12 protein-coding genes are annotated in these 14,954 nt (G+C 73.0%); 5 read left to right on the top strand and 7 right to left on the bottom strand.

What is annotated here, in order from left to right; all coding sequences use genetic code 11:
• Positions 1-47 precede the first annotated feature (47 nt).
• Positions 48-2,864: an adenylate/guanylate cyclase domain-containing protein gene (locus C569_RS0120760; RefSeq protein WP_026268436.1), complete on the top strand. Its 2,817-nt coding sequence runs from the start codon at positions 48-50 to the stop codon at positions 2,862-2,864.
• A gap of 43 nt (positions 2,865-2,907) precedes the next feature.
• On the opposite strand, the gene C569_RS0120755 is transcribed toward C569_RS0120760, so the two are convergent.
• On the bottom strand, positions 2,908-3,450 hold the full coding sequence (locus C569_RS0120755; RefSeq protein ID WP_018787692.1) for a phospholipase: 543 nt from the start codon (positions 3,448-3,450) through the stop codon (positions 2,908-2,910).
• A 159-nt stretch (positions 3,451-3,609) separates the two neighbouring features.
• Positions 3,610-5,274 carry a glycoside hydrolase family 10 protein gene (locus C569_RS0120750; RefSeq protein WP_018787691.1) on the bottom strand — a complete coding sequence of 555 codons (1,665 nt, stop codon included), beginning with the start codon at positions 5,272-5,274 and terminating at the stop codon, positions 3,610-3,612.
• 411 nt (positions 5,275-5,685) lie between these two features.
• On the opposite strand from C569_RS0120750, the gene C569_RS0120740 reads away from it, so the two are divergent.
• Positions 5,686-6,699: a LacI family DNA-binding transcriptional regulator gene (locus C569_RS0120740; RefSeq protein ID WP_018787689.1), complete on the top strand. Its 1,014-nt coding sequence runs from the start codon at positions 5,686-5,688 to the stop codon at positions 6,697-6,699.
• 99 nt (positions 6,700-6,798) lie between these two features.
• On the opposite strand, the gene C569_RS0120735 is transcribed toward C569_RS0120740, so the two are convergent.
• The 3 genes from C569_RS0120735 to C569_RS0120725 form a co-directional block, all read right to left on the bottom strand.
• The gene (locus C569_RS0120735) at positions 6,799-7,524 is read right to left on the bottom strand and encodes a BON domain-containing class I SAM-dependent methyltransferase (RefSeq protein ID WP_018787688.1); all 726 of its coding nucleotides are present in this window, start codon (positions 7,522-7,524) and stop codon (positions 6,799-6,801) included.
• A gap of 190 nt (positions 7,525-7,714) precedes the next feature.
• Positions 7,715-8,032, bottom strand: a complete 318-nt coding sequence (locus C569_RS0120730) for a hypothetical protein (protein ID WP_018787687.1) — start codon at positions 8,030-8,032, stop codon at positions 7,715-7,717.
• Between the two features lie 38 nt (positions 8,033-8,070).
• Positions 8,071-9,708 carry an ABC-F family ATP-binding cassette domain-containing protein gene (locus C569_RS0120725; protein ID WP_018787686.1) on the bottom strand — a complete coding sequence of 546 codons (1,638 nt, stop codon included), beginning with the start codon at positions 9,706-9,708 and terminating at the stop codon, positions 8,071-8,073.
• An 85-nt stretch (positions 9,709-9,793) separates the two neighbouring features.
• Between C569_RS0120725 and C569_RS0120720 the strand changes: the two genes are divergently transcribed.
• The 3 genes from C569_RS0120720 (at position 9,794) to C569_RS0120710 (ending at position 11,328) form a co-directional block, all read left to right on the top strand.
• On the top strand, positions 9,794-10,564 hold the full coding sequence (locus C569_RS0120720; RefSeq protein ID WP_018787685.1) for an ROK family protein: 771 nt from the start codon (positions 9,794-9,796) through the stop codon (positions 10,562-10,564).
• 87 nt (positions 10,565-10,651) lie between these two features.
• Positions 10,652-11,014 carry a M48 family metallopeptidase gene (locus C569_RS0120715; RefSeq protein ID WP_018787684.1) on the top strand — a complete coding sequence of 121 codons (363 nt, stop codon included), beginning with the start codon at positions 10,652-10,654 and terminating at the stop codon, positions 11,012-11,014.
• Positions 11,015-11,073: 59 nt separating this feature from the next.
• Positions 11,074-11,328, top strand: a complete 255-nt coding sequence (locus tag C569_RS0120710) for a Smr/MutS family protein (RefSeq protein ID WP_018787683.1) — start codon at positions 11,074-11,076, stop codon at positions 11,326-11,328.
• 353 nt (positions 11,329-11,681) lie between these two features.
• Here C569_RS0120710 and C569_RS0120705 read toward each other — a convergent pair whose 3' ends face one another.
• Positions 11,682-12,062, bottom strand: coding sequence for a hypothetical protein (locus tag C569_RS0120705; protein WP_155945568.1), 381 nt, complete (start codon positions 12,060-12,062; stop codon positions 11,682-11,684).
• Positions 12,063-12,367: 305 nt separating this feature from the next.
• On the bottom strand, positions 12,368-14,746 hold the full coding sequence (locus C569_RS0120700) for a M28 family peptidase (protein ID WP_018787681.1): 2,379 nt from the start codon (positions 14,744-14,746) through the stop codon (positions 12,368-12,370).
• Positions 14,747-14,954 lie beyond the last annotated feature (208 nt).

Genomic DNA, 14,954 nt, shown 5'->3' with positions numbered 1-14,954 from the left:
ACCATAGGGCAGCATGAACCCGACGTCACCGGGCGGAGGTTCGACGTATGTCGCAAGGACGCCACCTCCCCAGCGGGTGGGTGACCTTCGTGTTCACCGACATCGAGGGCTCGACGCGGCTGGCCCGGATGCTCGGCCCGGTCTACCGCCCGGTCCTGCACGAGCACCGACGGCTGCTGCGCGACACCCTGGCCGGCACCGACGGCGCGGAGCTGCTGACCGAGGGGGACTCGTTCTTCCTCGCGTTCCCCGACGCGGCCGCCGCGGTCCGCGCCTGTCTGACCGCCCAGCGCGCGCTCGCCGGCCACGAGTGGCCGAACCCGGACGCCACCCCTCGGGTCCGGATGGGGCTGCACACCGGCTACGCCGAGCCCCGCGACGGCGACTACGCCAGCCCCGAGGTGCACCGGGCGGCGCGGGTGGCCGCCGCCGCGCACGGCGGGCAGGTGCTCTGCTCGGCCGCCACCGCCCGGCACGCCGACCCGCTGCCCGACGGGGTGTCCCTGCTGGACCTCGGGCTGCACCGGCTGCGCGGCTTCGACGACCGGGAGCGGCTGTTCCAGCTCGTCGCGCCCGGGTTGGAGCGGCGGTTCCCGCGTCCGCGTACCGCCGACGCGACAGCGCACAACCTGCCCACCCAGGTCACCTCGTTCGTCGGCCGGCAGGCCGAGCGTGCCGAGCTGGGGCGGCTGGTCGAGGCGTACCGCCTGGTGACGGTGCTCGGCGCGGGCGGTGCCGGCAAGACCCGGCTGGCGGTGGAGCTGGCCGCCGGGATCGTCGAGGACTACCCGGACGGCGTCTGGTTCGTCGACATCGCCGCGGTGACCGACCCGGGGCTGGTGGCGTTCGAGATCGCCGCCGTGCTCGGTCTCCGCCCGGAGCCGGGCCGGCCGATGGTCGACACCCTCGTCGAGTACGCGGCGCCGCGCCGGATGCTCGTGCTGCTGGACACCTGCGACGCCCAGACCGCGGCGTCGGCCGACGTGATCGGCCGGCTGCTCGCCGGGGGCCGGGGTGTGCGGGTGCTGGCGACCAGCCGGGAGTCGTTCGGCGTACCCGGCGAGGTGGTGTGGCGGATCCCGCCGCTGTCGGTCGACGAGGGGCCCGACGGCGGGGGCAGCGACGCGGTGGCGCTGCTGCTGGACCGCACCGCCGTGGCCCGGGGCGGCCGGGCACCGGAGCCGGCCGAGCAGGCCGACCTGCACCGGGTGGTACGCCGCCTGGACGGGTTGCCGCTGGCCATCGAGCTGGCCGCGGCCCGGTTGCGGGTGCTCTCGGCCGGGCAACTCGCCGAGCGGCTGGACGACATGCTCGGCACGCTCGACGCCGGCCGCGAGACGGCGGAACCGCCGCCGGTGGAGGCCGGCTGGAGCGGCAACCAGCAGGACACGGTGGACCTGGTGGCCGCCGCGACCGGCGCCGCCCCGCCCACCCCGGCGACCCGGGCGGTGCAGCGTTCGGCGAGTGAACGGCACCTGACCATCCAGGCCACTGTGACCTGGTCGTACCGGACGCTCGGCGCGCGCTCGGCCCGGCTGCTGCGCTGGATGGCGGTGTTCGCCGGCCCGGTGGACCTGCCCACCGTGCAGTGGCTGCTCGACGAGGATCCGCTCGATCCGCTCTCGGTGCTCGTGGACAAGTCGATGGTGCTGGCCGAGCCGCACGCCTCCGGCAGCACGTACCGGATGCTCGACCCGATCCGGGCGTACGCGGCCCGGCGGCTGGTGGAGGCGGGCGAGGAGCAGAGCGCCCGCGCTCGCCACGTCGCCTGGTGCCGGCACGCGCTGGACCGGGCGCACCTGGGGCCGGACGGCCGCCCGGTGACGCTGTCCCTGTACGCGCTCGACCCGCTGGCGAACGAGTTGCGGGCCGCGTTGCGCTGGTGCGCCACCGGCGGCAGCGCCCGGTCGGGTCTGGTGCTGGCCGGTGACCTGGACCAGTGGTGGCGGGAGCGCGGGCTGGCCCGGGAGGGACGGCTCTGGCTGTTCCGGCTCTACGGACGCCTCGCCGAGACGGGCGAGGTCATGCCGGACGCCGAGCTGGCCGCCGCGTACCACATGCACTCGCTGCACGCGGGCGCGGACGGCGAGTTCGGCGAGGAGCTTCGGTACTCGCAGCGCGCCGAGGCGGCCGCGCGGCAGTCCGGCGACCGGGGGCTGCTGGCCCGGGTGCTCGCCGGGCGCGCGGCGCCGCTTGTCGACATGGGGCAGTTCGCCGAGGCGGAGCGGATCTGCCGCGAGGTGATCGACTGGGCGTACGCGCAGGACGTGGTGGGCGACGCGCTGCTGGCCGTCTACAACCTCGCCGAACTGCTCTGGCGCCGGGGCGCGCTGGACGAGGCAGCCGATCTGCTCGCGGCGGCCCGCCCGGTCGAGGCGGCCCGGCCGGCCGAGCGGGGCGGCCGGTCGGTGGACATGCTGCTCGGGATGGTGGCCCTGGCCCGGGGCGATCTGGTCGCCGCGCACGAGCACCTGCTGGTGGCGTTGCGGTCCCGGATGAGCCACGGTTACCTGGGCCGGGCCTGCGACACGATCAACGCGATAGCGGTGCGCTGCGCGCTCGCCGGGGACGCGCTCGCCGCGGCCCGGCTGTTCGGGGCGGCGCAGGCCACCCGGGCGAACCTGCGGGCCACGCCGGGGATCTACGGCCCGTACTGGTCAACTCGGCAGGCGGAGCTGCGGCGGGTGCTGGGCGACGAGGCGTTCGACGCCGCCTACGGCGCCGGGACGGGGCTGCGGCTGGACGAGGTGGCGGCGCTGGCGCTGCACGTCGAGCACCCGGACCTGGCCGCCGACTCGCCCCGGTTCGGCGCGCAGACGCCGGGTTCGTGGCCGGCGTTCGAGCCGCGCAGCACGGCCGGCTGAACCGGGCGGGGAGCCCGCCGGATGGCGGACTCCCCGCGGTGCGTCAGGTGCGGGCGGCAGCGCGGCGCTGGGCGTCGGCCTTCATCCGGGCGGCGCGGTCGAGGTCGGCCTGCGACACGGCGGCGACCGAACCGAAGACGCTCACCGCCTGGTAGTACGTCCAGGCGAGGCTGTAGCAGGCGGGCCGGACCACCGCGTTGTACGTGGCGCAGACCCGCTTCAGATCGGCGTAGAAGGCGCTGTCCAGGCGGGACTTGCTGGACGAGAAGACACCCATCGCCTTGTGGTTGCGGTAGCCGAAGTCGTGCCGGTAGCAGGAGAGCTTGAAGCTGAAGCCGATCGGATTGTCCGGGCTGGACGAGCAGTAGTCGGTGGACCAGTCGAAGCCGTACTCGGTCCAGGGGGCCCGGTTCTGCCGGGCGCTGTTCCAGGCGTTGTAGCTGGACGCGCTGGTCTGCGTCCAACTGGTCAGGACGGACAGCTTCTGCTGGGTGCTCACCGCGGCGGCGGCCGGTGTGGCCGGTCCGAGCATGGTGAGCAGGGCGAGTGCTGCGGCGGCGAGGGTGGTGGCGAGGCGACGGGACACGGGTACCTCCGCGGGGGGTGGCCGGGATCTCCGGGTGTCGACAAGTGTCGATCAAATGGGTGAGCTGGGCCGATGCTCCGGGGAACGGCTCGCTGACATCCGCCTGAACAGACGAATGCCTCCGGGCCGGCGAGGCGGCCCGGAGGCATCCGGTGAGGGTCAGCGCACGAAGCGCGGCGGGCTCGCCAGGCTCTCGTTGGCCAGCCGGTCCAGTGCGGTCACGTAGTAGGTGTACCGGGCGCCGTCGGCCGCCGTGGTGTCCACCCAGGACTGGGCAGCGCCGTCGGTGGCGCGGACGGTGCCGACCAGGTGTGAGGCGTCGGCGAAGTCGCAGCGCCCGGCCAGGCCGAGCCCGTCGAACCGGTAGATCGCGTACGACGCGGCGGTGCCGAGCGGACCCTTGCCGTCGGCCGGCTGCCGCCAGCTGAGGCGTACCCCGTCCGCCTCCCGCTGGGCCTTGGTGACCACCGGGAACAGCAGCGGCTTGCGCGGCAGGTGCGTCATGGTGGGCACCAGCGCCGGGCGGGAGTAGTGCTCGGCCGCGTAGATGTCGGTGGCGCCGAGCCGGTTCGCCCGGACCTGCACCGCGGAGAAGTGCACGTTGCCGAGCACCTCCGGGTACGACCGGTTGAGCGTCAGGTGGTTCGACAGCTCCTGCGGGTTCATCCAGAACGACCCGTACGCCGGTTCACCGCTCTTGTAGTCGGCCTGGCCGATGTAGAGCTGCACCCGCGTGCCGCGCACCTGCTCGGCCCACCACGGCACCAGCCGGGCGTAGTCGGCGGCCGGGTACTGGCCGATGTACCAGTAGAGCTGCGGCACGATGTAGTCGATCCACTCCTCCTTGACCCACTTGCGGGAGTCGGCGGAGATGATGTCGTACGACTGCGAGCCGGTGGTGTCCGAGCCGTTCGGGTCGGCCGACGCGTTGCGCCAGATGCCGAACGGGCTGACGCCGAACTTCACCCAGGGCTTGGCCGCCTTGATCTTGGCGTTCATCTCCTGGATCAGCAGGTTGACGTTGTCCCGCCGCCAGTCGGCCTTGTCGGTGAAGCCCCTGTTGTACGCGGCGAACGTCGCGTCGTCGGGCACCTGGTGGGTGCCGCTCGGGTACGGGTAGAAGTAGTCGTCGAAGTGAACGCCGTCGATGTCGTACCGGTTGACCGCGTCCATCATCGCGGTCTGGACGAACTCGCGGACCTCGGGGATACCGGGGTTGTAGTAGAGCCGGCTGCCGGCGACTCCGGCGGGCGGGTAGGCGAAGACCCAGTCGGGGTGCTGGCGGGCCGGGCTGTCCGGGGCCAGTTGCGACAGGTCGGCGCCGGCGCCGCCGGGCGCGGGCATGGAGACGCGGTACGGGTTGAACCAGGCGTGGAACTCCAGGTTGCGCTTGTGCGACTCGGTGACCAGGAAGTCCAGCGGATCCCAGCCGGGGTTCTGGCCGCGTACGCCGGTCAGGTACTCCGACCACGGCTCGTACGGCGAGGGCCAGAACGCGTCGGCGGTCGGGCGGACCTGGACCACGACGGCGTTGTGGTTGAGCTTCCGGGCGAGGTCGAGCCAGGCCAGGTATTCGGCCTTCTGCTTGGCCACCTGGTCCGGCGCGGTCCAGGAGTCCTTGCTGGGCCAGTCGATGTTCGTCACCGAGGCGATCCACATGGCCCGGAACTGGCGCTTGGGGGTGGCCGGGTCGGTGACGCATTCGGTGGAGGGGGAAGTGGCGGTGCCGGTGTCGCCGGGGGCGGCCTGGGCCGGCGTGCCGGCGACCAGCGTGCCGAGCAGCGCCGCGGCCAGCGCGGCGGCTCCGAGCCGAGTTGCCTTCATGCGGTGCGGTCCCTTCGTCGGGTCCGGGGGGACGGGCGGCGGCGGGCGCAGCGGCAAGATTCGCCGCTCTGCCCGAGCCTCAGGTAGAAAACTTTCACCTATCCGTGCCGGGCGCAAGACCCTGGGGGCCGATCGATGTCCGGCGTCGCCGATCGCGTCCGCGTTCCGGGTGGTCGGCGCCGGCTGGACCGCGGTGCTCGTCTCCATCGCCGCCGTCGCCGGTCTCGCCAGCGCGATCCTGGTCGACCTGGTCAGCATCCCCCACCCCTGAGGCGGGCACGCTGCTGGTGCGGGTGACCGCGGTCACCCTCTGGCAGTGGATTATGCAACGTTGTAAGCGCCTGTGTGAGGAGGCCGTCACGTCGTCGTGAAGCGGTACAGTGCGGCCAGCATTCGCCGGAAGGAAGTGCAGTGCGGCACAGGCTCAAGGACGTCGCGGAGCGCGCCGGAGTGTCGGTGAAGACCGTCTCCAACGTCGTCAACGGCTACCAGCACGTGCGCGCCGACACCCGGGCCCGGGTCGAGGAGGCCATCGCCGCGCTCAACTACCGGCCCAACCTGTCGGCCCGCAACCTGCGCAAGGGTCGGACCGGGGTGATCGCGCTCGCCGTACCCGAACTGGACATCCCCTACTTCGCCGAGTTGGCCCGGCACGTCCTCACCGCCGCCGCCGACCACGGCTGGACCGTGCTCATCGACCAGACCGGCGGCGGCTCCGAGCGGGAACGCAAGGCCGCCAGCGGGATCGGCGACCACATGATCGACGGCCTGATCCTGAGCCCGCTCGCGCTCACCGCCGACCACCTCGCCGCCCTGGCCGGCCTGCCGATTGTGCTGCTCGGCGAACGCGTCGACCACGGTCCCGCCGACCACGGCCCCGCCGACCACGTCGTGGTCGACAACGTGGCCGCCGCCCGCGAGATCACCGCCCACCTGATCGGGCTCGGCCGTCGCCGGATCGCCGCGATCGGCTCCCAGCGGACCCCCGAGGGCGCCAGCGCCCGGCTCCGCCTGGCCGGCTACACCGCCGCGCTGACCGAGGCCGGCATCGCCTACGACGACCGCCTGGTGGCGCCCGCGCCGGCCTGGCACCGCGCGGGCGGCGCCGCCGCCGTGCGCAACCTGCTCACCGAGGGGGTACGCCCCGACGCCGTCTTCTGCTTCAACGACACGCTCGCCCTCGGTGCGTTGCGTGCCCTGCACGAGGTGGGCCTGCGCGTGCCCGAGGACGTCGCGGTGGCCGGCTTCGACGACATCGAGGACGGTCGCTTCTCGATCCCGACACTGACCACCGTCGCGCCGGACAAGGAGCGCATCGCCCGGCTCGCGGTCGAGCTGCTCGCCGGCCGCCTGGGCCCCGACCGCGACTCCCCACCGCGCGAGCTGGTAACCCCTCACCACCTGGCCCTGCGTGAATCCGCCTAGCCGGCCCCCGCCGGCCGCGTTGATCATGAAGTTGACGCCGAAGTCGATCTCCTTGAGTGCCGCCAACTTCATGATCGACGGGGTGGTTCGTGGGCGTCCTCAGTCGAAGAAGCGGGCCAGGTGGGAAGGAGCGGGGGCGGGGGCGTCCGGCGGCAGTGGGGTCAGGTCGGCGAAGATCGACGCGCCGTCGCAGCCGACGTGCAGCGGATACCAGCGCGGCGCACCCGGTGGGCGCTGACCGCAGATGCCCTTGAACGTCTGCACGTCGAGCAGGCGTACGTGCGTCGGGTCGGCCACCGCGTTGACGTGCCGCCACCACGGGCTCATGACGTGCAGCACCCCGCCCGGACGCAGCGCCCGGTGGCACTCGTCGAACAGCGGCAGGAAGTCGATCAGGTGCTCGACGATGTGCACCGCGAAGAACACGTCCACCGAGTCGTCCCGTAGCGGCAGCGAACCGGCCAGGTCGGCGACCGCGTTCACCCCCGCCGCCGGATAGATGTCCAACCCCAGGTTGCCCGGCCACTGCTTGGTCGCGCCGCAGCCCAGGTCGACCACCACCGGCGCCCGCCCGGCCACGCTGACCCGGCACCAGATCCCGAGTACGCCGGACAGCCGACCGATCAGCTCCCGCACCAGCCGTAGCCGCTCCGGGTCGGCGACCTCGCCGGTCAGGTGTGCCACGCCCCGGTCGAAGCGCACCTCGACCGCCGTACCGCGCAGCCGCTCGTCGTGCCGGACCATGTCGGCCCACGCCTCGGCGAGGAAGCCGTCGGTCTGCCGGAGTCGCTCACCCGAGAGCGCGGTCTGCCCCATCGCCACCATGCGCGCCCGTTACCCCCTTTTCGCCCCGATATGCTCCCGCCCCTCGCCCCGCCCCTGTCGCCCTCGCCCCACGCCTCGTTGACCAAGGAGTCCGTGCCGGCAGAGGACGCCCCGGAGCCCTCAAACTCCTTGATCGGCGAGGCCGCGGGGCGGGTGGTGCGCGGAGAGGCGAGGGATCGGGGGAAGGGGATCAGGGGGAGAGGGCTCGGCGGACCGTGCGGGAGCCGCGCATGCGCTGACGGGGCTGGGCAGGGGCCGTCTTCGGGCGCTTGAGGTGGTAGCGGTGCAGCTCGTTGTTGCCCGGCAGCGACGGGTCCTCGCTCATCGAGACGAGTTCCCAGCCCTGGTCACCGGCCCGGTTCAGGTGGGCCAGCGCGGTGTCGCCGTACGACGATACGTCGATCATGGAGCCGTCCGGGCCGTACCAGATGAAGACGACCTCCCACCCGGTGTCGGTGGTGGCGGCCTGGCGGCGACGGACCAGCAGCGCGTACTCCCACTTGAGCATGCGCTCATTGTGGACCCGCGCGAGCCGGTCGGCACGGATCAGTGTTCGGCGATCCGTCCGTCGGCCACGCGCAGGCGCCGGTTCACGCTCACCGCGTCGAGCATCCGCCGGTCGTGGGTCACCAGCAGCAGCGTTCCCGGGTAGCTCGCCAGCGCCGATTCGAGCTGCTCGATCGCCGCCAGGTCGAGGTGGTTGGTCGGCTCGTCGAGCACCAGCAGGTTGACGCCCCGGCCCTGGAGCAGGGCCAGCGCGGCCCGGGTCCGCTCACCGGGGGACAGCGTCGCCGCCGGCCGCAGCACGTGGTCGGCGCGCAGCCCGAACTTCGCCAGCAGCGTCCGCACGTCCGCCGGGGCGAGATCCGGTACGGCGGCGCCGAAGGCGTCGAGCAGCGGCTGGTCGCCGAGGAACAGTCCCCGGGCCTGGTCGACCTCGCCGACCACCACACCCGGACCGAGCGCGGCGTGCCCCTCGTCCAGCGGCAGCCGGCCGAGCAGCGCGGCGAGCAGGGTGCTCTTGCCGGAGCCGTTCGCGCCGGTGATCGCCACCCGGTCGGCCCAGTCGATCTGCAGGTCCACCGGGCCGAGCGTGAAGCCGCCACGGCGTACCACAGCTTGTCGGAGCGAGGCCACGACGGCGCCGGCGCGGGGCGCGGCGGCGATCTCCATCCGCAGCTCCCACTCCTTGCGCGGCTCCTCGACCACGTCCAGCCGCTCGATCAGCCGGGCGGTCTGCTTCGCCTTCGCGGCCTGCTTCTCGGTCGACTCGGCCCGGTACTTGCGGCCGATCTTGTCATTGTCGGTGGCCTTGCGGCGGGCGTTCTTGACGCCCTTCTCCATCCACGCCCGCTGGGTGCGGGCGCGCGCCTCCAGGTCGGCCTTCGTGTCGGCGTACTCCTCGTACTCCTCGCGGGCGTGCCGGCGGGCCACCGCACGCTCCTCCAGGTAGGCCGCGTAGCCACCGCCGTAGTGGTTGACCTGCCGTTGGTGCAGGTCCAGCTCGACGATCCGGTTGACGGTGCGGGTGAGGAACTCCCGGTCGTGGCTGACCAGCACGGTCCCGGCGCGCAGGCCGGTGACGAAGCGTTCCAGCCGGTCCAGCCCGGCCAGGTCCAGGTCGTTCGTGGGCTCGTCGAGCAGGAAGACGTCGTACCGGCTGAGCAGCAGCGACGCGAGCCCGGCGCGGGCGGCCTGCCCGCCGGACAGGCCGGTCATCGGGTGGTCCAGGCCGACGTCGAGACCCAGCTCCGCGGCGACCTGCTCGGCCCGCTCGTCCAGATCCGCGCCGCCGAGGTCGAGCCAGCGTTCCAGAGCGTTCGCGTACGCGTCGTCGGCGCCCGCCGCCCCCGCGGTGAGCGCCTCGGTGGCGGCGTCCAGCGCCGCCTGCGCGGCGCTCACCCCGGTCCGCCGGGCCAGGAACCCACTGACCGTCTCGCCGGGCCGGCGCTCCGGCTCCTGCGGCAGGTAGCCCACTGTCGCCGTGGGCGGGCTCAGCGCCACCGAGCCCCGTTCGCGGGGGGCAAGACCGGCGAGGGTACGCAGCAGCGTGGACTTGCCCGCGCCGTTGACCCCGACCAGCCCCACCACGTCGCCGGGCGCGACGACCAGGTCGAGGTCTTCGAAGAGGAGGCGGTCGCCGTGGCCGGCGGTGAGATCCTTGGCGATCAACGTGGCGCTCATCAGGTGACCGAGCCTACCTGCGGGCGCATCCGGATTGCCGTGACCCGTGCTCGCGGCGGCGCCGGTCTGAGGGAGACTCACAGCCGTGGTGACCACACTGGCGATCGACTGTGGTGGCGGCGGGATCAAGGCCTCGGTGCTGGACGCCGCCGGGACCATGCGCGCGCGGCCGTTGCGCGTGCCCACGCCGTACCCGTTGCCGCCCGGCCTGTTCGTCAAGACGCTGCTGGATCTCGGCGCCCGCCTGCCCACGGCGGACCGGCTCACCGTCGGCATGCCCGGCATGATCCGGCACGGCGTGGTGGTGGCGACGCCGCACTACGTGACCCGCTCCGGGCCGCGCAGCCGCGTCGACCCGGAGCTGGTGGCCGAGTGGTCCGGGTACGACGCGCGCACCGCGCTGGCCGGGGCGTTCGGCGTGCCCGCGCTGGTGCTCAACGACGCCGAGGTGCACGGCGCGGGCGTGGTCGCCGGGACCGGCTGCGAGCTGGTGCTGACGCTCGGCACCGGGCTGGGCAGCGCGTTGTTCGACGGCGGGATGCTGGCCCCGCACCTGGAGCTGTCCCACGCGCCGGTGCGGTGGAACACCACCTATGACACGTACGTGGGGGAGCCGGAACGGCGGCGCCTGGGTGACGCGTTCTGGTCGCGGCGGATCCGGCAGGTGGTGGACGGCCTGCGGCCGGTGTTCCGCTGGGACCGGCTGTATCTCGGCGGTGGCAACTCCCGGCTGATCCGGCCCGAGCAGGTGGCCCGGATGGGCGACGACGTGGTGATCGTCCCGAACACGGCCGGAATCGTCGGTGGTGTCCGGGCCTGGGATCTGGTCGGCGGCCGGTACGACCCCACCGCCTGATCTTCACCCGCAGGAACACTCGCGCTCGCGCCGGTGTTGTGCCAGCGTCGGACCAAGGGTCTGGCGCGACACGAGGAGGTGGGTCGAGTGGATCTTCTGGCGGAGTACCGGCGGGCGACCATGTTCTTCGAAGCGGGTGACCCGACCGGAGCGGCCCGGCTGCTCGAACCGATCATCGAGGCGGAGCCGGACAACTCCTCGGTCCGGCAGCTGCTGGCCCGCGCGTACTTCCAGTCGGCCCAGCTCAACCGGGCCGAGGAGCAGCTGCGCGAGCTGGTCGACCGCGACCCGAGCGACCACTACGCGCACCACGTGCTCGGCCGCACGCTGGAGCGGATGAACCGGCCGGTGGACGCGCTGCGGCACCTGCGCATCGCGGCCGCGATGTACTCGACGAACACCGACTACGCCACCGCCCTGCGCCGGGTGGAGGGCAAGGTCGGTCGCTGACCGATGACGCGGAAGGGCAGCCCGGGCGGGCTGCCCTTCCGCGTACCTAGGATGGGACCGTGAAGCTCAAGCTCGACCTCCACGACATCTACAACAAGGGCCACGACATCGACCGCGCGCTGCGCGGGATCATGGACGAGGCGGTGGCGAAGAAGGCCACGCTCGTGGAGATCATCCCGGGCAAGGGGTCGGGCGCGTTGAAGAAGAAGGTGCTGCGCTTCCTCGACCAGAGGGACGTCAAGCAGCTCTACCACCGGGTCGAGAAGGACTCGAAGAACTTCGGCCGCCTGTTCGTCCACTTCCGCTGGAAGTAGCTGCTACTCACGGGGGTTCCGCATTTGCGCCTTCGCCGGTGCGAGTCGGCCAACTTTCTGTACGGGACCAAGGCGGCCCGCTGGCAGGCCGCTCGCGCCGCCGTACCAGGGCCGGCCCCGATGGGGCCGCCGCTCGGGGACCCCGCCGCCCTGGCGCAAGCGTCTGGCGGCACCCCGGCGGTTGCAGCCCGCCGGCGGCGCGACATTGTCGTCCCCGCCGGACAGCTTCACGCAGCCAGCGGGCCGTGGGTCGACCGCCAACTGATCGATCGCGGAACCGACGCGGACTCGAACTGAGCGATCAAGCTTTGCCAGTTCCCGTGCTGCGGCGTTCGTGAGCTCTACTGTCCATGTCACAGGCCGAGCTCCTGCTTGACGGCGCTCCAAGGCTGGGTCGGCTCGCCAGCACGCACCGACCTCAGCGCTTCGTCGCAAGCCTGAGCGTCTTCCTCATTGATCACTTGTTCCATGATCTCGGCAAGTTGTGCAAGCTGCTCACGAGCCCATGCCCTCAGGGCTTGGGTCCGGTTCGGGTTGCTTGCCACCGACTCCAGGAACCGCCCGATCGTCTCAAGGTCGTGAGGATCGAGCGATGCCGGTGGCCCCATCGCGGCCACACGCTGACCGTGACGAGTCAGGTAGACAACATTGCCTTCCTCGGCAGCTTCGACAGCTTCAGGCGGCGGACCGGCATGAGGTGGCACCTCGTACTCGAACGCGTGCGCGGCGGTCATGGGGCCATGTTAGCGCTGGAGGGCACCGAAGCCGGACAGCCGTGCGAGACGGTGACAGCGGAAGCTCGCCAGTTGGCTCTAGCGCGTTCGAGCGGTGAAATCGAGATCATGCCGTTTCCAGGCCGTCGAAGGGGGACCAACGACGACCACCGGTGACCACCCACGACGCGGGTAGCGGCAGCTCGGGGCTGCCGTCGCCCACTGTGCTTGACTATGCCCAGAGCCTAGATCAATACCGCTGGAAGTGACCAGCCGCGGCGTTTGATCCACTCCGATACGCCGAGGTGGTGACGATCAAACGATGGTCAGAGCGGGTACGTGCGCGCCACCGCCAGCATCTCCGAGCTGTGCGACCCGACCACTCCCACACCCTCCGGCCGGGGCCGGAACCCGGGCACCCCGGACAGTCCGTCACTGGCGTCCATGGCCCGCACCGAAACGGCACCGCCCCGGGGCACGAGCGTCAGCGTGACCTCGACACCCTCCGGCGGCGGGGCGTGGAACACGACCCCGAATCCCCACCTGCCGTCGCCGGGCTCGACCGGCACGTCCCGCCCGGCCACGGTGGCGGACCGCACTGTCGCCGTGCTGGTGTCGACGTGCAGCGTGAGCAGGCGTACCTGCCGCTGCGGCACCACCCGTACCCGCAGCACGCGCTGGTCACCGGAAGTGCTGTCGGAGAGCAGGTCCAGCTTCGGCGCGGGCAGGGAAGCGGCAGCGGCCGGTCCGGCGCGCATCTCGCCGTCGCCCAGCCCGGGGAAGTCGTCGGCCAGCGAGATGCTCCGGTCGACGTAGCCGTCGGTCCAGGGCTGCGGCCTCTCCTCGCGACTGAGCCACGCCGCCTTCCCGGTGCCCGCGTCCAGCGCGTACATCAGGTGGGTCGGCACGGGGTGTTCGGCGTCGAAGCGGTCCACCGCGAGGCCGACCCCGGCGAGCACCGCCGCCGCCAGCGCGGCGGCCGCGGCGGGCAGCGCGCCGAGCCGGCGTGCGCGCAGCGCGAGCAGGCCGCGCTGGCCGCCGGCCCGGGGGTGCAGCAGGTCCACCACCGGGAGTACGGCGAGGCCGAGCAGCACCGCGACGAGCGCGGCTACCGCGCCCATGCCCATGCCGAGCGCCGGGAACAGCAGCACCACCGGAGGCAGCAGGATCACCACCGCCACCGCGGCGGCCAGCGTCACCGCGACCACCGGCCACGGGCCGTCGGGCCGGGTGGCGAGCGCCGCGAACCCGGCGAGCGCGCCGGCCAGCGCCGGCAGTGTCGTCAGGTACGCCCCGCCGGGCGCCGCCACCGCGAGCAGCACCCCGAACACGGCGAGCCAGGCCAGCCCGCCGAACGCCAGCGCGGCCGGGCCGACCCGGCGGCGCAGCAGCGCGTACCAGCAGAACAGCACAGCGGCGGCGAGCGCCACGACGGCGAGGCGGTACGCCACCGGGCGGTACGGGTCGAGCAGTTCGGCGTACCCGGGTCGGATCGTGGTGATCGCGGCCCAGAGCAGCCACGCGCCGAGCGGGGCCACGACGACCGGCACCAGGGTCAGGCCGGAGCCGGCGGCGAGCGTGCCGGCGGTGGCCCGGCCCCGGCGGCGCAGCAGCCAGCCGAGCGCGCCGACGGCGAGCAGCGCGGCCACTGCCAGCGGCAGCGTCAGCCAGCCGGGGTAGCTGATCAGGCCGCCGAGCACCGGGAAGTAGGTGTCGTCGTGGCCGGCGCGCAGGTCGCCCAGGTCGGTGCGGCCGAACTCGCGGGTCAGGCCGAGCGCGTTGTCACCGTGCATCTGGAGGCTGCCCCGGTCCATCCGGGCCGGCACGTCCAGCGGGGTGTGGTAGATCGCGCCGCCGTCGATGTAGGCCGAGTTCAGGCCCACGAAATCCCGGTCGAGGAACGCGGTGAAGTCGGTTTCGTTCGGCAGCGCCCGGTAGATCTCCACCGCGAACGAGGTGCCCACCGGGTGCGGGGCGGCCTTGCCGAAGATCTCGACCAGCTTCGCGTTGTCCCGGGACGTCTCGAACATGATCACCGGGCCGGTGAAGCCGCGCGCCTCCAGGTTGAGCACCACGCCGCCGTCGCGGGCGAGCGGATGATCGGCGGCGAACCCGGCGGCGCCGCACAGGCACGCCTCCTCCGCGTCGGTGAGCACGAAGACGACGTCGTTGCGGGGGCGCGGGCCGGTGGTCAGCGCGCGTGCCACCTCCAGGATCGTGGCGGTGCCGGCGGCGTCGTCGTTGCCGCCCGGCCCGGTCTGCACCGAGTCGTAGTGCGAGACCAGGAAGACCTTCCCGGTCGGGTCGGTGCCGGGAAGCCGGGCCACCACGTTGCGGACCCGGGCCAGCGCCGCCCCGCCCGCCGCGCCGGACAGTTGCCCGGCCTCGGGTGCGACCGCGTCCTGCACCTCGGTCTGCAGGCCCAGCCCGCGCAGCGTGCCCACCAGGTGCTCGCGTACCCGGTCGTTGGCGGCGCTGCCGGCCACGTGCGGCTCGGCCGCGATCACCTCGACGTTCCGGAACGCCCGGGCGGCGCTGAAGTCGCTCTCGGGCGCGTCTGCCGGGCGCGGCGCCGGGGTGGAGAGGCCGACCAGGACGCCCGCCCCGACGGCGAGCAGCGCGGCGAGCGCGGCCAGGGCGGCGATCGGCCGGCGGCGGGGCCTGGCGAAGGCACGGTCGGCGGGGCGGGTGGGGGGTGCGCCCACTGGGACTCCTCGGGGTGGATCTGCGGGGTGAGATCATCCTGCACCCCCGAGGGCCGCGGCGGCAGTCCCCGGTCGGTGCGCTGCGGGCGTGACAGCGCTCCCGGCGTAACATCGTGGGTCAACCGTGCCGCTGTCGGGATGGGACCGTTGTGTCGGCCATGATCAGCAGGGCATTCGGAAGGAGTCCGACATCACCAGCGAACTCCCG

Source organism: Micromonospora sp. CNB394 (assembly GCF_000374985.1).
GTDB lineage: Bacteria > Actinomycetota > Actinomycetes > Mycobacteriales > Micromonosporaceae > Micromonospora > Micromonospora marina.
The sequence above is the reverse complement of the archived record's forward strand: the minus strand, read 5'-3'. Positions and strand labels throughout refer to the sequence as shown.